General features: G+C 44.9%; 17 protein-coding genes and 2 pseudogenes. 7 read left to right on the top strand and 12 right to left on the bottom strand.

All coding sequences use genetic code 11. The features are described 5' to 3' along the window. The first annotated feature begins 5 nt into the window (after window positions 1-5). Window positions 6-3,092 carry an efflux RND transporter permease subunit gene (locus tag FD724_RS04230; RefSeq protein ID WP_179071689.1) on the top strand — a complete coding sequence of 1,029 codons (3,087 nt, stop codon included), beginning with the start codon at window positions 6-8 and terminating at the stop codon, window positions 3,090-3,092. 148 nt (window positions 3,093-3,240) lie between these two features. Here the strand turns inward: FD724_RS04230 and FD724_RS04225 are convergent, their stop codons facing one another. From FD724_RS04225 to FD724_RS40590, 4 genes are read right to left on the bottom strand one after another with little or no spacing between them, the layout of a single operon-like run. Then, window positions 3,241-5,718, bottom strand: a complete 2,478-nt coding sequence (locus FD724_RS04225; RefSeq protein ID WP_179071688.1) for an S-layer family protein — start codon at window positions 5,716-5,718, stop codon at window positions 3,241-3,243. A 35-nt stretch (window positions 5,719-5,753) separates the two neighbouring features. Continuing rightward, entirely contained in the window at window positions 5,754-6,011 is a 258-nt protein-coding gene (locus FD724_RS40600) for a hypothetical protein (RefSeq protein ID WP_256874448.1), read from the bottom strand. Beyond that, window positions 5,995-6,276, bottom strand: coding sequence for a hypothetical protein (locus FD724_RS40595; protein ID WP_256874447.1), 282 nt, complete (start codon window positions 6,274-6,276; stop codon window positions 5,995-5,997). Before FD724_RS40595 ends, FD724_RS40600 begins: the two co-directional genes overlap by 17 nt. Before the next feature lie 52 nt (window positions 6,277-6,328). After that, window positions 6,329-6,760, bottom strand: a complete 432-nt coding sequence (locus FD724_RS40590; protein ID WP_256874446.1) for a hypothetical protein — start codon at window positions 6,758-6,760, stop codon at window positions 6,329-6,331. A 293-nt stretch (window positions 6,761-7,053) separates the two neighbouring features. Here FD724_RS40590 and FD724_RS41930 point away from each other — a divergent pair, with 293 nt between their 5' ends. From FD724_RS41930 to FD724_RS41915, 6 genes and pseudogenes are all read left to right on the top strand, one after another. Continuing rightward, on the top strand, window positions 7,054-7,188 hold the full coding sequence (locus FD724_RS41930; protein WP_114084936.1) for a LuxR C-terminal-related transcriptional regulator: 135 nt from the start codon (window positions 7,054-7,056) through the stop codon (window positions 7,186-7,188). Between the two features lie 805 nt (window positions 7,189-7,993). Next, the gene (locus FD724_RS04210) at window positions 7,994-10,594 is read left to right on the top strand and encodes a family 16 glycoside hydrolase (RefSeq protein ID WP_179071687.1); all 2,601 of its coding nucleotides are present in this window, start codon (window positions 7,994-7,996) and stop codon (window positions 10,592-10,594) included. A gap of 21 nt (window positions 10,595-10,615) precedes the next feature. After that, on the top strand, window positions 10,616-12,196 hold the full coding sequence (locus FD724_RS04205; protein WP_179071686.1) for a peroxidase: 1,581 nt from the start codon (window positions 10,616-10,618) through the stop codon (window positions 12,194-12,196). 147 nt (window positions 12,197-12,343) lie between these two features. Next, window positions 12,344-12,460, top strand: coding sequence for a hypothetical protein (locus FD724_RS41925; RefSeq protein WP_114084935.1), 117 nt, complete (start codon window positions 12,344-12,346; stop codon window positions 12,458-12,460). Window positions 12,461-12,993: 533 nt separating this feature from the next. After that, window positions 12,994-13,434: pseudogene (locus FD724_RS41920) on the top strand (DUF4082 domain-containing protein); the annotation flags it as partial. Window positions 13,435-13,596: 162 nt separating this feature from the next. Next, window positions 13,597-13,689, top strand: a pseudogene (locus FD724_RS41915) (PEP-CTERM sorting domain-containing protein); the annotation flags it as partial. Window positions 13,690-13,825: 136 nt separating this feature from the next. Here the strand turns inward: FD724_RS41915 and FD724_RS40580 are convergent. From FD724_RS40580 to FD724_RS04160, 8 genes are all read right to left on the bottom strand, one after another. Further along, window positions 13,826-14,002, bottom strand: a complete 177-nt coding sequence (locus FD724_RS40580; protein WP_242060640.1) for a hypothetical protein — start codon at window positions 14,000-14,002, stop codon at window positions 13,826-13,828. Between the two features lies 1 nt (window position 14,003). Next, window positions 14,004-14,522, bottom strand: a complete 519-nt coding sequence (locus FD724_RS04190; RefSeq protein ID WP_242060641.1) for a transposase — start codon at window positions 14,520-14,522, stop codon at window positions 14,004-14,006. A 32-nt stretch (window positions 14,523-14,554) separates the two neighbouring features. After that, complete coding sequence (locus FD724_RS04185) at window positions 14,555-16,435, bottom strand: ABC transporter ATP-binding protein (protein ID WP_114084893.1); 1,881 nt, start codon at window positions 16,433-16,435, stop codon at window positions 14,555-14,557. 197 nt (window positions 16,436-16,632) lie between these two features. Then, the gene (locus tag FD724_RS04180) at window positions 16,633-17,640 is read right to left on the bottom strand and encodes an aldo/keto reductase (protein WP_114084892.1); all 1,008 of its coding nucleotides are present in this window, start codon (window positions 17,638-17,640) and stop codon (window positions 16,633-16,635) included. 82 nt (window positions 17,641-17,722) lie between these two features. Further along, on the bottom strand, window positions 17,723-18,466 hold the full coding sequence (locus FD724_RS04175; RefSeq protein WP_179071685.1) for an SDR family oxidoreductase: 744 nt from the start codon (window positions 18,464-18,466) through the stop codon (window positions 17,723-17,725). 274 nt (window positions 18,467-18,740) lie between these two features. Then, window positions 18,741-19,832, bottom strand: coding sequence for an alpha/beta hydrolase (locus FD724_RS04170; RefSeq protein ID WP_179071684.1), 1,092 nt, complete (start codon window positions 19,830-19,832; stop codon window positions 18,741-18,743). 99 nt (window positions 19,833-19,931) lie between these two features. Further along, window positions 19,932-20,705, bottom strand: coding sequence for an SDR family oxidoreductase (locus FD724_RS04165; protein ID WP_179071683.1), 774 nt, complete (start codon window positions 20,703-20,705; stop codon window positions 19,932-19,934). 133 nt (window positions 20,706-20,838) lie between these two features. Next, entirely contained in the window at window positions 20,839-21,195 is a 357-nt protein-coding gene (locus FD724_RS04160; RefSeq protein ID WP_179071682.1) for a cyclophilin-like fold protein, read from the bottom strand. Between the last annotated feature and the right edge of the window lie 25 nt (window positions 21,196-21,220).

Below are 21,220 nucleotides of genomic sequence, written 5' to 3'. Positions count from 1 at the left end.
AACCCATGAACCTTTCAGAACCCTTCATCCGTCGTCCAGTCATGACCACCTTGGTGATGATTGGTATCCTCATCTTTGGTCTGATGAGTTATGTACTATTACCCATCAGTGCCTTACCCAACGTTGAATATCCTTTTATTTCTGTCTCTGCTAGTCTCCCAGGTGCCACCCCAGAAACAATGGCATCTTCGGTCGCCGCACCCCTAGAAAGACAGTTTACCGAAATTGCCGGATTAAATTCATTCAATTCCACCAGTTCAACTGGCAGCACCAACATTTCCCTACAATTTGACTTTAGCCGCAGAGTTGAAGATGCCGCCAAAGATGTGCAGGCAGCCATCTCCGCCGCCGCCGGACAACTACCCGCCGGAATGCCTCACCCGCCCACTTACCGCAAAGTCAACCCCTCTGTCTCACCAGTTCTCTTCCTCTATATGTATTCTGAGACACAGCCAATCTCGACAGTAGATGAATATGCAGAGGTAACAGTTGGTCAGCCAATCTCGATGATTGATGGTGTTGCTCAGGTACAGGTTTTTGGTCAACAGCAATATGCAGTCCGGGTTCAGGTTGACCCGCGAGAGTTGGCATCAAGGGGAATTGGTCTAAATCAGGTAAAAACTGCCATCCAACAAGGAAATGTCAATTTACCAACAGGTAGTCTGTCTGGCACTTATAAAAGTTATACAATTCAGGCGAACGGTCAACTTACCGACGCTGCCAGCTATCGCCAGTTGATTGTAACCTACAAAAATGGTGCGCCTGTGCGACTTCAGGATTTGGGGCAGGTGATTGATAGCGAACAAAACGTCAAAGTCTCAAATTTGTATAGCGATCAGAAGGTGACAAACTGCCATTCAGTTGTTCTTGCTGTACAGCCACAGCCTGGTGCTAATACTGTAAATATTGTTGATGCCATCCAGAAACTTTTACCTACACTCCGCGAACAAGTTCCCAAATCCATTGAGATGGGAATTATGTACAATCGCTCCCAAACAATTCGAGCCTCTGTCAGTGATGTAAAATTTACCTTGCTTCTCTCGGTTTGTCTAGTTGTATTGGTAATTTTCTTATTCTTGCGTGATATAACTGCGACGCTGATACCCAGTTTAGCCCTACCTGTAGCGATCATTGGTACTTTTGCGGCGATGTATCTGTCGGGCTTCTCCCTAGACAATCTCTCCCTCATGGCATTGACCCTTTCTGTGGGCTTTGTGGTGGATGATGCGATCGTGGTGTTGGAAAATATCGTCCGTTATCGGGAAATGGGCGAATCTCCCCTAAATGCTGCATTGAAAGGATCGAGGGAAATCAGTTTCACCATTTTGTCAATGACCCTCTCCCTGGTGGCGGTGTTCATTCCCATCATGTTTATGAGTGGAATAATCGGTAAATTATTTCATGAATTCGCCGTGACGATCGCTGTGGCAATTTTGGTTTCGGGTTTTGTTTCCCTCAGTCTCACCCCAATGTTGTGCAGTCGCTTTTTGCGTTCATCCCATCAACGAAGACCAAATTTGGTGTATCGAGTCTCAGAACGAGCATTTGATTTACTACTGCAAGGATATGATTGGACGCTCAAGCCGATCTTAAAATACCGCCTGATGACACTCATTGGTTCTGGCATTTTGCTGGTAATGACTGTCTATTTGTTCGTCATTGTCCCTAAAGGCTTTATTCCCACCGAAGACACCGGACAACTTATGGGGAATACGAAAGCAGCGCAAGATATTTCTTTTGATGATATGCGTCGTCACCAGCAAAAGGTTGTTGACATCATTCGTCAAGACCCTAACATTGAAGCAGTTGACTCGATTGTGGGTGCAAGTGGGCCGAATGCATCAGTCAACTCTGGGCGAATTACAATTCGGCTCAAGCCACGTTCTCAACGTAAACTGAATGCTGACCAAATCATTCAAGAGTTAACCCCCAAGTTGAGACGTGTAGTTGGGGTTAAGACATTCCTTCGTTCTCCACCAGCTATTCCCATCGGTGGACAACAAACTAATTCTACTTATCAGTTCACATTGCAGAGTTTAAATCTGCAAGACTTGCGCCAATACATTCCTAAACTTGTAGATAAAGTCAAAACCCTACCAGGACTCCAGAACGTTGACACCGATTTACAACTCAGCACTCCCCAAATCCAAGTCAAATTTGACCATAACAAAGCTGCAATCCTTGGCATTAGCGCCCAACAAGTTGAACAAACTCTCAGTGCTGCTTATGGTTCTAGCCAGGTTTCAACTATTTATACTCCAAATGACCAATTTTATGTAATTTTAGAAGTGAAACCGGAGTTTCAACGAGATCCCACTGCCCTATCGATGCTCTATGTGCAATCGAGTACTGGGAAACTTGTTCCTCTGAGTGCGATCGCTAATATCACTCAAAATGTCGGCCCGCTCACAGTTACTCACGTTGCTCAACTCCCCTCTGCAACTATCTCTTTTGATACCCTCCCAGGAACGTCTCTAAGTCAGGCTACAGATGCTATCAAGCAAGCAGCCAGTGAGGTACTACCCTCAACAATTACCACCAGCTTTCAGGGTTCAGCCCAAACTTTTCAACAGTCTTTCAACGATTTAGGCGTGCTGTTGTTGGTGTCTATTTTAGTAATCTATCTAATTCTTGGTATCCTCTATGAGGATTTCATTCACCCGATTACCATTCTTTCCGGTTTACCTTCGGCGGGTTTTGGCGCATTACTGACGCTACTGATTTTTCAGGTAGATTTAAATCTTTACTCTTTCATCGGCATTATCTTGTTAGTAGGCATCGTCAAGAAAAATGGGATTATGCTGGTGGATTTTGCTATTGAAGCGCAAAGAAAGGAAGGGAAAAATTCCTTTGATGCTATCTATGCCGCTTGCTTGATTCGCTTCCGCCCGATTATGATGACGACAATGGCAGCTTTAATTGGCACACTTCCCATTGCTCTGGGGACAGGAGTCGGTTCAGAAGCGCGTCGTCCTTTGGGGATTGCGATCGTTGGTGGATTGCTGTTTTCTCAGATATTGACTCTCTATCTAACTCCAGTGTTTTACATTTACATGGAAACATTGCGAAAAAATCTTAGGAGCATGGATTAAATAAGGTGTAATACAAAGCACGCATTTCTTCAGAGCCAGCATCTGTGTCTGAAATCTCAGCACTGAAGGGTAGGACTCTCATCACCAAAAGACTTACTTTACTGATTTAAAGTTAGAGTTCCCATTCAGGGCATTATTTATAACATCATTAATTTTTAGGAACAGCAGCACAGGTTAATGGTTGTTGCACCTGAGTAGGAGATTTATCTGCAATTAACTCAATTTTTCCTTGTGTGTTACGTCGCCAACCTGTAGCCTGGACAAGAACTACCTCTTTTGTGGGTATTTGAGCTATCACTTCGCCTGTTTTGCGGTATGCAGTCAGATTGCGGATATCAGACCAAGTGTGATCGCTCGTTACCTGCTGAAGGGGATTTTGCGGCACACCACCTCGTCCCGTTGCCACAAAGCGGCTGCCTTCACTATCCGCGCAGCCTGTAGCAATTTGCTGAGATGGATCGGTGACATTTGCAGGCAATTCGACTAAACCAGAATTTGGATCGATACCGATAGTATTAACTTGAACCGTGCCACTTACCCCAAATTGGGAACTGGCAGTAATATCACTATCAGGAGTGAGTTGGTTGCCAAACTTCAGCCCAAAGATGCCTTGAGTGGTGACTTGAATATTACCACCTCTGCCTCGGACTGCATTGGCAATAATGTCGCTGTTTTTGAAGCCGACGATGATGGGTGCATTGATGTTTATATTACCTCCATTCCCTGAACCGCCAGCTGTTGAGGTTATCTGGCTATTGTCTTGCAGAAGCAACAGGTTTTTGGTGGACAATTTAATATTGCCACCATTACCGGATTCTGTTTGTGCTTGAATAAACCCTTGATTCTTTAATTGGATGCTGGCTGCACTAATATTAATATTGCCACCATTTCCACTACCTTGACTGGTGACACTGACTGTCCCGCCATCCATCAGCGTTAAGTTCGGTGTGGTAATGCTCACAGTGCCGGCATTCGCTGTTAATATATTTGGTAGACCAAATCGTTTCCGCAATAAAGGATCGGGTCGGATGGTAGAGGCGTTAATGCTGCTATTAGTTGCCCGACCTTGACCACTGATGATGATCGCTTCAGTAGCATTGATCCTCAAATCTCCTCCATTCCCTGCAAAAAATGCGGTAGTGGCAACTGCTCCTCCATCCAAAATTTGCAATTTCGCAGTATCTAGGGTCAAGGTTTTGGCACTTCCGGTTGCAAATGTAGTTGAGCTAATGTTGCTGTAAAGTCCAGAGGGACTTTCTCCCATCACGGTAGTGTTGGTGTTACGAATCGTCACTTTCCCGCTAAAACCACTGCCAAAGGTAGCCGAAGATAGTGAGGCACCGCTTGATACTAGTAGACTATTACCATTGACGAAAACATCGCCAGCATTCCCAGTGCCTAGTGTAGTAGTGTTTACCGTGGTGACATCAGCAGGATTATTGGGTGAAAAGCCAGACAGTTCAATGGTGGTTGCATCAATGTAAATATTGCCACTGGGAGCTGCTCCAAGAGTTGTGCTATTCAAACCCGCTCCCGATTTGATAGTGAAGTTGGGAGTAAGAACGCTGATATTCCCACTAGCTCCCATACCCAAAGCATCACTACGCACTCCGCTCCGAATTGTGCCATCAGCTGTTTTAGCAATCATATTAATTGACTCTGTAGCCTGAAGACGAATGTCACCACCGGGGAGATTGCCAAAATTTTGCGCCAGTACCAGAGAGCCATCGGTGAATTGAATTTGCCTACCCTGAATTTGAACCGAACCTGCATTCACGCCGCTGATATCTAATAGCGATCGCTGTGCCAGTTGAATATCGCCAAAGCTTTGTACATTCCCATATCCCAGTGTATAGCCCTGTGCGGTTGGTATCAGATTTACCAATGCTGTACCGCTTACACTACCCAATTCAACTCGTCCTCTTTCAGCGATTAAGTTTGCCCCATTTAGATGTATGTCGCCACCCACTAAAGCTAGGGTGTTTCCCGGCTCTACCCGCAGTTTTGTAGAACTGGGAGTCTGAATCGGGGGAACCAGAGCCAGTCCACTGACATTCCTCAAGGTATGTCCTGTACCTTGAACAGTGATTGATGCGGGATTGTTACCCAGTTGCAACCCAATGGGAACATTGATACTCAACAACGGGGCAGATTCAGAATTAATTACACTAAACTCAGCACCATCGGCAAATTTAATACTGTTGGCAGTGCTGCCAATAAATGAACCCCCAATGTTTAGTTGGGCATTGGCTCTAAAGATTATCCCACTAGGGTTGATCAAGAACAGACTGACGGGATTGTTGCCGTTAATCTTCTGAATCAAGCCATCAATACTAGAGATATTACCGCCAGTAACACGGCTGAAGATGGTAGAAATGTTGGGCGTGTTTACTAAATCAAAAGTAGCCGAACCGCCAGTGGGAACCGAAAACTGCTGGAAACTGTGAAATAAGTTACTGTTGGCGGCACTACCATTAGTAATGGTGAAGTTATTACCGCTTTGGGAGACAGTAGTATTGAGGGTGCCATCGGGAGTTAGCTGGGCACTCACAGAGGTACACCAAAGGAGCATCCCACCTGTCAGCATTAAATTAATCAAACCCCAGCAAACAAAAGGTGCTTTCATCGCTCACTTTCTATTAATAATATATATAGGGTTCCCTAAACAGTATTGTGTTTGAACACCATCAACAGTTTTAAGTGATCCCATGCAACGATTACCTCATCTCCCAAATCCTGAATCACTTCTCCTCTGGCAACATACAAAGTGCGATAAGGGTCAGCATGAGAAACAATAGAACCAAGCCCGATTATGGGAGGTTCAGTAGATGCCGTTTGAAGTACGGTAATTAAATCAGTCTCCTGGATGGTCAATTCCACCAAATAATCTTGTTTAATCACCTCATACTCTTGCGCCACTGCCCAGCATTTCTAATTGCTCGGCTCGATATGCGATCGCCAAAGGCGGGTCTTCGACCATCGCAGTTGGTGTCGGGTCACTACCTAAAATTAGGGCTGCTGCCTCCAATGCCTGAGTATTGTTCATGGCACTGGCTAAGTTTTTCAAAGCCATGCCCATGAGCCGCAGACATGCTTGGGCATTTTCCTTTGGTGGTTCCTGGGCTAGCGATGGCGTACCCGCCCGCCGTAGGCGATCGCAAATCAATAGTTTTCTCCAAGGCAAGCTTGACTTGCTTGTTCAACGCTTTAGTCGCTTGCTGGGTCATGGTATTCCCTCACTGTTGAACCGGATGCTGTTGTACAGCACGTTCTAGTTCCTGAATGCGCTGCTGGAGTTGTTGGTTTTCAATCTCCAGTTTTCGTAATCCCTCCATTTCATCCAAACGCTGCTGTAACTGAATATTTTGCTCTTTCTGCTGCTTGTACAGGTTTTGCAGAGACTGGATTTGCTCACTTACTTGTTCTTCGGCTCTGGTTGTGGCTTCTGACTGTAATCCAATCCTCAATTCCTGCTGTAAGCGCTCTAACTCCTGCTGGTGTTGTTCCTTAAGTCCTGCGATCGCTTCGGTATATTCTGGTGGATAGTTCCGCTCTCTGGGGAATGGAACACTGGAGGCATCTAGATCCCCATTGTTAATCAGCAGCCTCTCACCATCAGCAAAGGTAACAATCTGTTGCCAGCGATTTGGTGCGTCTGCTTCAATCACTCCCGAATCCCCATAACGAGGGTGCAATTGTGATGAGACAGTAACAGAATTACACAGTTGCGTTTTAGGATTTTCGCTTTTTGCGGCGCGTTTAGTTGTTGGTGCAACTGTTGTACTGCTTTGGCAAAATCGGCGGCAGTAGGGAAGGGTTTTTCTTTGGCTGCGATGCCTACGGCGGGCGGTTACGCCATCGCAACAGCTTGCTCTAACTTATCGGGAGTTTTAACCAGTCGGAGTAGCGAACGAGTCTGAGAAGGTTTAGTAATCTTGTCTTTGAGTGACTCTGGTAGGGTATCAAAGAAAGGCTTTCTACAAAAGAGATTGCAGACTTATTAAACATCAGTCCTAAAACAGCCAAAGTACACCGATTGCAACTGATGAAACGACTGAATATTTATGATGTTTTACGCTATGCAGCACTTGGGTAGATAGAAGCTTTTGATACTACTAAAAAACGCATTAATCAAAAAAGTGAATATGAGACTAAGGAAAATCCTTAGATAAAATAAGGATTTTCCTAATTAGTAAAATTGTCTATTTCAACAGAAGTTATTTTTATTTTTACAGAGTATAAAACCATCAAATATCTAGCTAAAAAGGTGGTAGTATTTTCTGGAATCTATATTTGTGGATTTGTAGCTTTATAAAGATTGTAAATAGTACGATTCATCAAACCCTTCTCTTTATTAATAGGGGAACTTCAGTGTTATGGATGAAAAAAAAGAAACGCTTTTATATATCTTGTGTTTTATAAGAACCGAAGATGAGTCAGGCAAAGGAATTATATTCAGTTCATTGTGAAATTGAAGCTTAACTGCATGATGCAGTTAGGTAAGCCGGGCATCTACAAAATAGCAGACTAATATACCCCTCCAATCAAGTATTGGTGTATCTTTTTTCGATTCATGCAAACAAGCCTTCCATAACACATAAATTGTGTCAAAAACAAATCGATGATTTTTCTAAAATTTGCATAAATAGCTAAAAATCAGCAGATAAGACAGTTAAGGGGAACCCTACTTTTGAGTCTTTAATTCAAGCAAAGCGACTTGACGTATTGAACGTAGATTCTCATCCCTTGGATATATTTCAATATGAAATCAGGCTCAAAATTTATTCCAACAAACGTGTCTATTGTGTTACTCAGAATCAAAAAATAGAGGTAGATAACATCGTAGGTTTTCTCATAAAGACTGCTTTCATAGATTTCAAGTTGTCAATCTAATAATCAATATGCCATTACAAAAATTAGCTAAATTTCTTAATCCATCAGGTGAACCTGTAATAGCACCAGGTGGTATTCAGGATACATCATTCAATCGTGATGCCCTTTCCAGGTTTGTTTGCAATACCCTAGATGAAGCTTTAGCAGCCGTACCAGGTGGCTTTGACGTTATTGTAGTTGGATCGGGAATGTATGGCGCATATTTTGCAACCGATATATATAACAAAACAAAGAATTTTGGGTCTGGTCGTCCTCGCCCTAAAATTTTAGTTCTTCAAGAAGGCCCATTTTTGATTCACGAACATTTCCAAAACCTACCTTTGGGATTAGGAGGACTTTATGAATTACCTCTTGCCAGTCTTCTACCTGAAGGACAATATCGAATCATTAACGCAAATGGTACATCAGAGGGACAAGGAGTTCCATTTGGACGCGATTTTGCCGGAAAATTCCGACCTCATCATCGTTGTGTTGGTGGGAAAGGTCTTTTTTGGGGTGGTTGGTCTCCTTCCTTGACTACTGCTGATTTGGTTCAGTGGCCAAACTCAGTCTCTGCATTCTTGAAGAGCGAACAGGGCTATGATTTTATCACTCAAGAAATTGGCGCAGATTACGATATTGATCGGCGTGGCAAAGAAGAGGACTTTATCTATGGCGGACTTTACGAAGCTTTACTCAAACGCTCTCGTAAATTAACTCCATTCAACATCCCAGTAGATAGTTATTCAATTGATCGTGTGCTTCAACCGCCGATCGCAGTCAAAGTTGAATCTGAATTATCCGGATTGTTTAGTCCAGATAAATATAGCAGTCTACCTGGTCTGTTGAGTGCGATTCGGGAGGATATAGGAAGGTCAAACAATAATGATCAAAATCGCTATCTATTTTTAGTACCAAACGTTACTGTCCTAAATTTAGAAACACAAGAGGGAGTTGTCCGAGGCATAAGAGTTGCTGTTAATGACCCAGTTGGTGCAGGCGAGATAGTTCAAAACATTACAGTTCCTGAGCAAGGGATGGTAGTTTTAGCCGCTAATTGTGTCAATTCAACCCGCATAGCCAGAAACTCTTTCCCTCGCCCAGCGTTACTTACAAAAGAACGTATGGGAGCTAACCTGATGGTTCATATCCGAGGTAATTATCTTTGGAAGATACGCCGCACCCACCTCGAAAGTTTACCTATCTTAGAAGAAGAAGGATTGTTAAAAGATATCTTCAAAGATAAAGTTTTACAGCAGGCAGCTTTACAGATTGAGGGTACAGCAACAGATTTAAACTCCAATAACCTCACTGGACGCTTTCATTTCCAATTTTACGCAGCACCCAATGCTGGCAATAACGCCGAGTACTCTCTTTATCAGATGATACCCGATCGCGATGACCTACTTGAGAAAGCCCAACAACTAAAAGGTGAGCCAGATGCCAATGAATGGATCACCGTAGGGATAAGAACTTGTGGGGAAGATTTCGGCGACAAAGAAGCGCCAGTAGAATATAGCGGGGTACGTAGTGCCAACACTAGTTGGATGGATACCAGCCCCTCAGCTAAAGACCGTTTTGGCAACCCAGAAGGCTATGTTCAACTTGTGGAAACGGACGAGGTATTGAAACTTCGTAATGCACAGAGGGCAGCAGCTTTCCAATTCATTGCTCGGTTAGCCAATGTTACCGTTGAAGAAGCTGGCAAAAAACAGGGTGAACCTAACGCTAATCCCAATATCGTACTTGTTGATGCTGTTGAAGACGGCTTAGGAACTACTTATCACGAGTGCGGTACTCTTTGGATGGGGGAAAATCCAGAGACATCTGTAACTGATGTGCATGGACGCTTTCATCATGTTGCCAATGCTTATTGTGCCGATCAGTCCTTGTTCCCCACAGCAGGCTCGGCGAATCCTGTACCTACCGGGTTAGCGCTGGCTCGTAAAGTAGCTTTAGGTATTACTAAGCGATATCAAGAAGAAAAGCCTTTTGAAGACAAAGATGGTGACTTTCAATCTCTCTTCAACGGTAATTTTCCTGGTGTATGGCGTTCTGTTGGGGCTGCCAACTTTACACCCTTACAGCCTTTAGGGCAGCCTCCTATTATTGAAGCAGGGAAAGCTGGCGCAGATAGTGTTTTAGGGTTGCTCTATTATCAACCGAAGCAATTCAAAGATTTTGTTCTGCGTCTAGAGTGGAAAGCCTTTTCTATACGTGCGAACTCTGGAATATTTTTACGTATCCCAGATCCTACAGGAAAATCCCTTGACAACTCTTTCTATGAAGCTTGTACAGAAATTCAAATCGATGAAACTGGGAAGAATTATCGAGATGATAGAAATCCTCAATCAATATTTGGGGGATTCCGTGAGAAGACAGGCGCAATTTATACTCTTGCTCCCGCAGCACAGGGTATGAGTAAGGTAATCCGTCCCAGATTTACAGCTGATGGGCCTTGGAATGTTTACGAGATTACTGTTCAAGGCGATTCGATTGTCGTAGTTCTTAATGGTGAGAAAGTATCTAACACTACTATTGCTGCACCAAAGCAGAGGGAAGGTTATATAGCCCTACAATGCCACACCGAAATTGTTCAGTTCCGCAATATCCGCATTAAAGAATTGTAAAACACGGAGAATATAATAACTATGCCATTAGATTTAACGACCAATTCAGGGCCAATTGATCAAGATAATCCCAAAATTGCAGATGTTCTCAAGGACTTACAAGGAAACATCCTTAACGGGCATGGACGAGATCATGCTGCCCATATTTTTATCGCCTTCGATAAACCCAATCAGATCGAAAACGTCAAAAAGTGGATTGCTAGATTAGAGGTTACTTCAGCTAAAGCCCAATTGGATGGAACAGAACGCTATAAACGAGAGAAAGTTGATGCGGGTTTATTCACCCATTTTGCTTTGAGTACTAGTGGTTATGCTCGTCTCGGCATCCCAGTAAACAAAATACCTACAGGAGCAAACCCACAAAAACGAACAGCTCCATTTTACGCCAATTCTTTTCAAGAAGGAATGAAAAATCGTGCCTCAGTTCTTCTTGATCCGCCTACGAGTAACTGGGAAAGTGGATTTCAAAACTCAATTGATGCAGTTTTGCTCCTTGCTAACGATGATCCGGCGGAATTAATCGCTCAGGAAATTAAAATTCTTGAACAACTCAAAGATATCGCCACAGTCAGAACCATCGAGCGTGGGCTTACCTTACGACGCAAATTTGATACTGCCGATACGACTAACCCTAGTAATGAGTTCGGTGTAGTTGTCGAACACTTTGGTTATGCTGATGGTGTTAGTCAACCTATCTTTCTTAAAAAACAGTACGAACGAGAGAAAAGCCTAAAAGGAACTCGTTTCTGGGAACCAGCTGCTCCTTTAAAGTTGGTTTTAATTCCCGACCCAAATGGCAAGACGGCAGACGTTAGTTTTGGCAGTTTCTTAGTTTTTCGCAAACTCGAACAGAATGTGCAAGGTTTCAAAACTGCTGAAGCTAAGTTAGGAGAAAGCTTAGGACTGCCAAGAGAATTAGCAGGAGCGATGGCGGTGGGACGTTACGAGGATGGTTCACCTATTGTCCTGCAACCTGGTGACGGTGCTTGGGCGAACACAAACAAACCCGCTATCCCCAACGATTTCAATTATCAAGGTGATAAGTTGGGTTTGACTTGTCCTTTTCATGCCCATATCCGTAAAAGTAATCCCCGATTGGAATCTGTGAAAGCAGATGGTCCTTTCGCTAAGTCGAAGGAGGAAGAACTAGGACACAGAATTGCTCGACGTGGTATTACCTATGGAGGACCTCTCAGCAGTTCTGATAATTTAGATGATCTTCCCACCAATGGAGTTGGATTACTTTTCATGTGCTACCAATCAGATATCTGGGAGCAGTTTGAGTTTATTCAGCGTTTTTGGTGTAATAATCCCAACTTCCTTGAACCTGGTATTTCTGGTGGCACAAATCCAAACTATGATAAAACGGGATTAGACGCGGTTATCGGTCAAAAACTGGGTGAGCAAGCCGATCCAGTGATTAATGAAGCTCCTAAACCCCCAAAAAATTGGCCATCACAGTGGGGTAAATCTACAGTCAAGCCCGAAATTCCCGACGAAAATCAATTTGGTCAATTTGTCACTCTCAAAGGTGGGGAATATTTTTTCTCTCCTTCGATTAGTTTTTTAAAAAATCTCAGTGGTAGTTCACCAAGCAAATAAGGACTCTAAAAGTCGGGTAAAGGGGAAAGGCAAAAGGTGAAGGGTTTCTACTTTTTCCCTTTCCCCCTTACTCGAATAGCACTAAGAAAAGCTAAAAGCTTTACCAATCAAGCCGTTTGTAATTGTTTACATCATTTCGATGTGGTGATGTGTGAAAAATTACTGAGAAAAATTAAAAAGGCGCTGGTTGCTGATGGAAGAGTGATAGTTGTTGACTTTATTCCTAATGCTGATCGTATTACGCCGCCTCTAAGCAGTAACTAATGCCTTTAATTCCTCAGTTTTTAATCTTGGCCCATAGGATGTAACAATCGGCATACCACCACGAGCGTAATCAGCTGGTTGCAGACATATTTTACGACCACGGGCAGGAATTTATTAAGTTCCGAAATGGGAAAGAAATTCTAGTTGACACTGCTTATAAGTGGGGATGGGAGCGAGTCGCAGATTATGCGTCCCCGTTTTCAGAAAATAATTGGTCGTTGCGCGGTATCAATGCAAGGGAATCTTGATCTACACCTTCTCACGGTAAGCCCTCAAACCTCGAAAAAGCGTGGCTTTTTCCACGGGCTAATTCTCAATAGCTTTGAGTTAATGAAAAGAGCTAACAGAAAAAATCAGGGCTTAGGAAATCTTTAAAATGAGCTTTTCTATATGCCGTGAAAAGTCAGATATCTTCTTCTTTTGAGGAAGGCATTGCGCTAAATAAACTAGCCCTTATTTAAAGGTTGCGTGAATTTGCTGAAAATTATTGGCATTTTAGTATAAAAAGGCTACATTGCTGTGGAGAGTCTCGAATGTTAAATGTTTATCGGAGAAATAAGATCGTGACAATCGTAAATGTACTAAAAAAGTTATCAATAGCTTCTCCTTTCATCCTGACAACAGCTTTAGTTTCTGCACCATCTGTATACGCATCTGAAGCGATACAGAGTTTCGCTGGTGGATCTAACTTCCCAGCTTTTAATGGTACAAATCAAACAATTGGTTGGTCATTTACTGCTAATGACAACCTCTCGGTTACTGCATTAGGTTTTTACGATCAAACTCTTGCGAATCCTCTATCACAATCCCACTTAGTTGGTTTGTGGACATCGGACGGGAATTTACTAGCTTCAACAACTGTCCAAACCACCAGTCCACTAACTGGAAGCTTTCGTTACCAGGATATTACGTCAGTCAATCTTCTTGCTGGAATGTCATACGTTATTGGTGCTGCAATAACTAGTCCATTTAGTGATATTTATACTGTTCCCGGATTTGTAAATACGGCTCCAGAAATTACTCTCACCGGTAGCGCCAGAAATGGTTCATCCCAAGGCTTTAGTTTTCCTTCAACCCTGACAGCAGGTAATGGTAGGATTGGCCCCAATTTCAAATTTGATGTAGTTACCCAAGCTGTTCCCGAACCCGCCTCCATGATTGGTATCTTAGGCTTAGGTGCTTTCGGTATCACGTCTCTTCGTAAACGTAAGCAATTAGTTACAGAATAAACGAACGGACAGTAAATAGGACTTTATATGCTTCTTTGCCTCTCCCTTGCGCGTGCGCTGGGGGAGGCGCTTCGCACTCTTGGGTGTAAGTAGTTCGATGGAGTCGGGGCTTACTACCAAATTGAGACAATTTAGTTCAAAGAGTAAGGACATCAATACCAAAACGCTGACGCAGAAAAAGACGTAGAGTATGACTGGTGATTTTAGCGGCAACATGGACGCACAGAGCATCAACTTTCTTTCTCAGCAGACGTTCCAAATTACGTCCGGTATTTTGTACCTCGTTAAATACGCCTTCCAGAGGTTCTGGCAAGCTATTTAATAAACCAATCAATTGCTTTTGGCTGTTGTTGTAATTGGTTAGCTCGATAGGGGGTGAAAATCTGATTACCTGTAGTTTTGGAGATATCGCTCTGCCATTGACCACCAATGAATCCTTTGTCAGCCAAGATACGACAACCACGAACGCAGCCTAAAACTGATTCGGCGGCAAGACGTTCATCAGTACTGGCAGGCACTAAAGAGTAAACTAAGGGTATACCGTTGAGAGTACTGATGAGTACCAATTTGTAACCAAAGTAGTTCATTTTCCGACTGGCACACCACCCATAATCAGGACTGCCTGTAAAATCACTTCTGAGTTTATCTCGCTTGTAACCCACTACTGGTACTGGTTTTGTATCCAACAGTAGGGTACGCTCAAAGATGGCTCCCAACTCCACGACCCAGAAACGTCTTAATTCTTCCAGCATTCCTTCCAAACGTCTGGCTCGTCGGTTGAACTGGCTTTGGTCTAACAGTTTTGGGAAGAGGCTCAAATAGTTGGCCCGCATAAACCCTAAAAACTGTTTATTCTGAAAATATCCTAGCTTCCCAACATCTGCAAGTTATGCAAAGTGGCATAAAGCCCTCCCTGTTCCAGTAGTTCATCGTGACTTCCCTGTTCGATTAATTCGCCACGCTTGAGAACAAAAATCCGGTCTACATTGCGAATCGTAGACAGGCGATGAGCGATAATAATGGCGGTACGTCTGAGCATTAGCTGGTTTAATGCCTCTTGCACTAAAGCTTCTGTGCCAACATCTAAACTAGCGGTAGCTTCATCTAACACCAAAATTTGTGGATCGCGAATAGCAGCCCGCGCAAAGGCTAAAAGTTGCTTTTGACCACTAGAAATATTTGTGCCCCGTTCTCGAAGTTGAGTATCATAACCCTGGGGTAGTTCTTCTATAAATTGGGCAATGTTGGTTTGCTCTGCTGCTTGTTGAATCTGTTCAATGGTATAGCCATCTCCTAAAGAAATGTTGCTTTTAACATCGCCAGCAAACAAAAAGCCTTCTTGTAAAATTACTGCCATGTAGCGCCGCAGTTCTGCCTGTGGGACTTCTCGAATATCTACGCCATCGATGAGAATGCGTCCTTTGGTGGGTTCATAGAGACGGCATAAAAGCCGGATGATCGAAGTTTTGCCTGCACCGGTGGGGCCAACTAATGCCACTTTTTCACCAGGACGAATGGTGAAATCTAAGTCTTTAATTACGTAATCATCATTTTTATAAGCAAACCAGACATGATCAAAGCAAATCTCTCCCAGTTCAGGCGGGGAAGTAATATCTGGGGATTCTAGATTTGCAACGATTTCATCTATGTAGCCGAATTTAGCATCAAATATTGAGAAGCGCACATTGGCGCGATCGCGGATTTCTATCGGTTCATCTAATATATCGCCTACGCGTTCAATGGCAGTAAAACCAGCTTGAATTACTGTAAATTTTTCGGCAAAATCTCTTAAAGGATCAAATAATCGCTGGGCATACAAGACAAATGCCGATAAAGTCCCAAAAGCTATACTTTTTCCTAACAGTAACCAACCACCCATGCACAAAACAGCTGCGATCGCAATCAGCCCAATCCATTCTAAGGTTGCTGAAATAAATGAATCATAAAAGATGGTTTGATCCATTTGCTGAGTGTAGCGGCTGTTGGTGGCACGAAACAGTTCGGCATTAAATTTTTCCCTGCGGAATAACTGCACTACGTTAATGCCAAGGACATTTTCTTGTAGCTGTGAGTTCAATATAGAAAGTTCTTCCCGCCCTTTGTAATTGGCTTTGCGGTACTGTTGCTGAATGTAAACAATTAACCAGGTAACTGGTAATAGCATTAATAGCAGCAAACAAGTCAGTTGCCATTCGATGGAAAACATTAAACCCAAAATCACCAGCATGGAAAACAAATTGGACACGATGCCAATTGCCCCAGTGGAAAAGACATCGCCTAAGACTTCCACATCGCTGGTGATTCTGGTGATTAATTTACCTACGGGTGTACGGTCAAAAAAGCGTACTGCTAGAGATGTTACGTGTTGAAATAAGTCTTGGCGAATTGCGGCGGTGATTTGTTGCCCTAGCTTCTGTACTAAATAACCCTGGTAGCCTGTAAAAATCAATCGGATTGCGATCGCCACAAACAACAATCCCTCCAGGATATTTAACCCTTCGGACAAGGGGCGATTCCTGAGAAATTCGTAAGCGCTTGGTTCATTGCGAATTAGGGAGATAACTTGGCCAATCAACAGAGGTTGGACGGCATTAGCTAGCGCGATGGGTATGAGTAGGCACATCGACAGCGCCAATAGTTGTCCGTTACGACGGGCATAAGGCACTAGACGCAAAAACAATCGCCAGTCATTTTCACGCCGACGGGGTTGCGTATAAGATTTTTTGAGAGATTGATAGATGCTCATAGTAAGAGCATTATATTAATGTTTCTAAAAAAATACGCATATTTAAAGTAGCTTTTGTCCTACGACTCTAATACCATGCCTGAGATAGAAACCGCAAGATTCCTACTCAGGCATAGATGTAGCGTATTATGCTCTAGCTTGTTCGAAATGGCAGCTAGATGATTCTCTTGACCATTTGTATGACTATTTTTTGCCGCTCAACGACCGGTCATTTGCTCCAGCTTTTCAGGATACCGAGCGCCTTGCACCGTGATCTTGGAGGCGGCATCATCGATGTCACGTAGATCGTCGGGCGTGAGTTCGACTGAGACTGCGCCAATGTTTTCGTCCAAGCGATGCAGCTTTGTGGTGCCTGGGATCGGAACAATCCACGGCTTCTGCGCCAGCAGCCAGGCGATCGCAATTTGAGCAGGTGTCGCCTGTTTCTGTTCTGCAATGCTGCCAAGAAGATTAATCAAGGCTTGATTCGCCTTGAGCGCTTCCGGGGTGAAGCGAGGCAGGGTGCTGCGGAAGTCGGAACTGTCGAAGGTGGCGTTTTCGTCGATCTTGCCCGTGAGAAAGCCCTTGCCCAGTGGACTGTACGGGACAAAGCCAATTCCGAGTTCCTCAAGGGTCGGTATCACTTCCTTTTCAGGAGTCCTCGTCCACAGCGAGTATTCGCTCTGTAGAGCAGTGATCGGCTGAACTGCGTGCGCGCGACGAATCGTTTGCACTCCTGCTTCAGAAAGTCCAAAGTGCTTCACTTTACCCTCCTGAATCAGTTCCTTCACTGCCCCTGCCACATCTTCGATCGGCACGTTCGGGTCAACTCGGTGCTGATAGAGCAAGTCGATTGTCTCGACCTTGAGTCGCTTGAGCGAACCCTCCACGGCTTCCTTAATATGCTCCGGTCGGCTATTCAATCCGGGTGAACCCTTCATCCCGCGAGGATCAGAATTCGGACTGATGTCGAACCCGAATTTGGTGGCGATGATCACTTGCCCCCGGAAGGGAGCGAGGGCTTCGCCCACCAGTTCTTCGTTTGTGAACGGGCCGTAGACTTCGGCGGTGTCAAAGAATGTTATTCCGCGATCAATAGCGACCCGAAGAAGAGCGGTCATTTCCTGCGTATCTTTGGGCGGGCCATAGGAAAAGCTCATTCCCATACAGCCCAGCCCGATAGCCGAGACTTCCAGATTACTGTTTCCCAGTTTTCGTTTTTGCATTGTTTGAATTCCTGTTTTTGCGTTAAAGGTTGTAGTCCCACCGGACAGCGATCGCACTCAGTCTTAACCGCCAGCACTATCCTTACCAAGGCTGCGTGGTTGGGCCAATCGTAAATTCGTTCACGTTTGTGTCTTCTGGTTGGTCAATCGCAAACGCCACAACATTGGCTACTCGATCAGGTGAGATGCCATATCGTTCATACAACTTTGTCATTGCTTCAGCCGCATCTGGGTCAGTAATCTGACTTAACAACTCCGTGTTAATTGCAGCAGGATAAATGGTCGCAGTCCGAATGTTAGTCCCTTCTTGAGCAGATTCTATGCGTAGAACTTCCATGAAATTGCGTACAAACCATTTCGTCCCACCATACACCGCACCACCTGGATAAGCTTTTAATCCAGCCACCGATGAAGTTGCGATAATATGCCCAGATTTTTGGCTAATAAACGTTGGCAACACAGCAGCGATACCATTTAGCACACCCTTAATATTGATATCAACCGTTTGATGCCATTCATCAGTTTTCAATGCAGAAAGTGGAGAAGTTGGCATTATGCCAGCGTTCAAGAAAATAACATCGACGCTTCCAAATGTTTCCTTGGCAAGTTTGACTATCTGGGCGTTATCAGATGGGTTAACCACATCCATCACTTGATAGACTGCTTGTCCGCCAGCTTTTTGAATTTCATCAACCAGTTGTCTCAATTGCTGCTCGCGTCGCGCACCCAATACGACTTTAGCTCCTTTGTTGGCAAGCAATTTCGCACTTGCTTCACCAATCCCTGATGATGCGCCGGTAATAATTACAACTTTGTCTTGAATCATCTTCTTCCTCTTTTTATCGAACAGAATTCAGGAGTCAGGAGTCAGAATTCAGAATGAATTCTGTGCGAGTGGCGGATAGCGCAGCGTTAGCCAGTCTGCGTTCGCGCAGCGTCTCGTAGAGAGCGTCTGAATAGCCGGGTTTAAGACCCCCACCGAATCGTAGATTTGGTGGTCTTTAATCAGTCGCGGGTCTGAATCCCCGACTGATTTATTCTGACTCCTGAATTCTGACTTCTGAATTCTTCTTCAATGGTTTTTTAAACGGGGGAGTGCATCAACGAGTGAGATGCTGATTGAAAAAGGATGTAAGTTTTTCCCAGGGAATCAGGTTCACTCGGTCATACAAATCGACGTGTCCCGCATTGGGAACGATGTAGAGATCCTTTGGCTCGGCGGCGCGTTTGTAGGCATCTTCGCTGAACTCCCTCGAATGTGCATTGTCACCTGTGATGAACAGCATAGGACGAGGTGAAATCGTCTCAATGTCGTTGAACGGGTAGAAGTTCATGAATTTGATGTTGCTGGTAAGCGTCGGGTGCGTTGTCAGTTTCGGCGATGAACCTTGGGGTGTGTATTCGCCCCTGGGAGTGCGGTAGAAGTCATAAAACTCACGCTCAATAGCGGTGGAGTTCTCATTCAGTTCATGCACAGTTCCGCTTGTGTATTTGGTCTCGCCGCCCGTGAACTCCACATAGCGTTGTTCAGCCGCCTCTGCGATCGCTTTCTTTCTCTGTTCAAGGGTCGTAGAACGCCTCAACCCGTTACGGTTGGCTGCACCCATGTCGTACATACTGACCGTCGCAATGGCCTTCAAGCGCGGGTCGATCTTGGCGGCGCTGATGGCAAAGCTCCCGCTACCGCAAATCCCCAGAATGCCAATCCGGTTCCTGTCAACGATTTTCTGGGTACCCAAAAAATCTACCGCAGCACTGAAATCCTCGGCATAAATATCCGGCGAAACAACGTTGCGGGGCTGCCCCTCACTCTCGCCCCAGAAGGACAAATCGACGGACAAGGTGACGAATCCCTGGTCAGCCAGCTTTTGGGCATACAGATTTGCGCTCTGTTCTTTGACTGCGCCCATTGGGTGTCCAACAATGATTGCCGGATTCTTAGCGTTGGGATTCAAGGTTTTGGGAATGAAGAGATTTCCAGCAACCTGCATGTTGTATTGGTTTTTGAACGTAATCTTTTGCATAGTTACCTTGTCGCTCTTATAGAAGTTGTCCGCCCCATTGACCACAGCAGACTGCTGTACGGGTGCCTGGGATATCTGACGCGAGACCTGTGTTTTGTCGAGCGCAACTGCCGCCGTCGTCGTGCCGATTGCACTTATCAAGAGGGGTAGTATAACGAGGTGTTTCATTGAGTTCTCCAAATGTGGGGATTGGTTCGCTACGGTTCGACGCGTCTGCTTGGCGGGATCTCCACTCGCTGCAACGGTGTCACGGTTGGCGACGAACAATCACTGCACCGTTTGACCGCCATCGACGACCAAGGCGTGTCCAACGACGAAGGCAGCCGCGTCTGAACACAGCCAGACAACGGCATTGGCAATCTCTTCGGGCTGACCCATCCGTCCGATCGGCTCCTCCGAAATTACCTGCTTGCGTCCTTCAGCAGTGCCGCCAGTGAAGCGATCCATCATCGGTGTGTCAATGTAACCGGGGGCAACGGCGTTGACGCGGATGTTCTGGGAGGCATAGTCAAGAGCCGCCGACTTGGTGAGTCCGATCACGCCGTGTTTTGCGGCGGTGTATGCAGCTCCGCCCTTGATGCCTATGACCCCGGCACCCGATGATGTATTCACGATCGCGCCGCCCCCTTGCTTGAGTAACAGCGGAATTTCATACTTCATGCACAGAAAAACGCCACGCAGGTCGATGTCTACGATCCGATCCCACTCTTCTTCTTCGATTTCCGCTGTTGCTGTATTTTTCTGCTCCACACCGGCGTTGTTGAAAGCAAAGTCCAGCCGCCCAAAGGTCTCGATGGTCTTGGAAAGAGCCGCCTTCACGTCCTCACTTCGTGTCACATTGCACTTGACGGCGATCGCTCGTCCGCCGAGTTCTTTGATCATGTGTACCGTTTCTTGGTTGCCCTGTTCTGAAACGTCGGCGACCACTACATTAGCACCCTCACGAGCAAATGCTAGCGCCGTAGCTCGACCGATGCCGTTCGCTGCTCCAGTTACAAACGCAACTTTTCCTGTGTAGTTTCCATTCTCGTTCGTTGTCATGATTTTTTTCCTTTAATTCTTTACCTAACAAGGTCTTAAAACCACCAGATGCGGAGATCGGTTGGATACTGCTCGTCGCTGACCTTTTCCATCCAGTCCACAGGTTTGCCATCGAGTTGCCAGATCGCCCTCTTTATTGCGATTGAACAAGCTCGATTGTCACTTCTACAGAACCAGGAACATTAAATGCCTCGATGCCACCATCTATTTTTCCGAGGATAACGAGTCCGTTGGCGTATCCAGAATCGCTGTAATACATCGCCAAATTCCCCCAGGGAGAGTAATAAGCAATATCTCCAATAGCAGGATCACTGCCTGGAGGTGCATCTTCTGTAGATAATTTTTTTGGCAGATAACTAATTTTTTCGGTTTTCGCGTAATCTTCTAATGTCAGCGTTAATGGCAGCAGGGAAATAAAATCCTGAGTGGTTTTGCTGTCGATCAAAGTGGCTGTAACAACTTTGTCTTTGACCTTGATGTTTATCTTCATACTGCCTGCTTGGTTGATATTTCAG

It is taken from the genome of Nostoc sp. C057 (assembly GCF_013393925.1).
GTDB classification, from domain to species: Bacteria; Cyanobacteriota; Cyanobacteriia; order Cyanobacteriales; family Nostocaceae; genus Nostoc; species Nostoc muscorum_A.
This window is presented reverse-complemented; position numbering and strand designations above follow the sequence as displayed.

Excerpts from the sequence above, each read along its gene's own strand:
- FD724_RS04230 (WP_179071689.1), top strand. The coding sequence starts at position 6 with ATGAACCTTTCAGAACCCTTCATCCGTCGTCCAGTCATGACCACCTTG.
- FD724_RS04180 (WP_114084892.1), bottom strand. The coding sequence starts at position 17,640 with ATGCAAAAACGAAAACTGGGAAACAGTAATCTGGAAGTCTCGGCTATC.
- FD724_RS04175 (WP_179071685.1), bottom strand. The coding sequence starts at position 18,466 with ATGATTCAAGACAAAGTTGTAATTATTACCGGCGCATCATCAGGGATT.
- FD724_RS04165 (WP_179071683.1), bottom strand. The coding sequence starts at position 20,705 with ATGACAACGAACGAGAATGGAAACTACACAGGAAAAGTTGCGTTTGTA.
- FD724_RS04210 (WP_179071687.1), top strand. The coding sequence starts at position 7,994 with ATGCCATTACAAAAATTAGCTAAATTTCTTAATCCATCAGGTGAACCT.
- FD724_RS04205 (WP_179071686.1), top strand. The coding sequence starts at position 10,616 with ATGCCATTAGATTTAACGACCAATTCAGGGCCAATTGATCAAGATAAT.
- FD724_RS41925 (WP_114084935.1), top strand. The coding sequence starts at position 12,344 with ATGTGTGAAAAATTACTGAGAAAAATTAAAAAGGCGCTGGTTGCTGAT.
- FD724_RS04160 (WP_179071682.1), bottom strand. The coding sequence starts at position 21,195 with ATGAAGATAAACATCAAGGTCAAAGACAAAGTTGTTACAGCCACTTTG.
- FD724_RS04190 (WP_242060641.1), bottom strand. The coding sequence starts at position 14,522 with ATGCGGGCCAACTATTTGAGCCTCTTCCCAAAACTGTTAGACCAAAGC.
- FD724_RS04185 (WP_114084893.1), bottom strand. The coding sequence starts at position 16,435 with ATGAGCATCTATCAATCTCTCAAAAAATCTTATACGCAACCCCGTCGG.
- FD724_RS04170 (WP_179071684.1), bottom strand. The coding sequence starts at position 19,832 with ATGAAACACCTCGTTATACTACCCCTCTTGATAAGTGCAATCGGCACG.
- FD724_RS04225 (WP_179071688.1), bottom strand. The coding sequence starts at position 5,718 with ATGAAAGCACCTTTTGTTTGCTGGGGTTTGATTAATTTAATGCTGACA.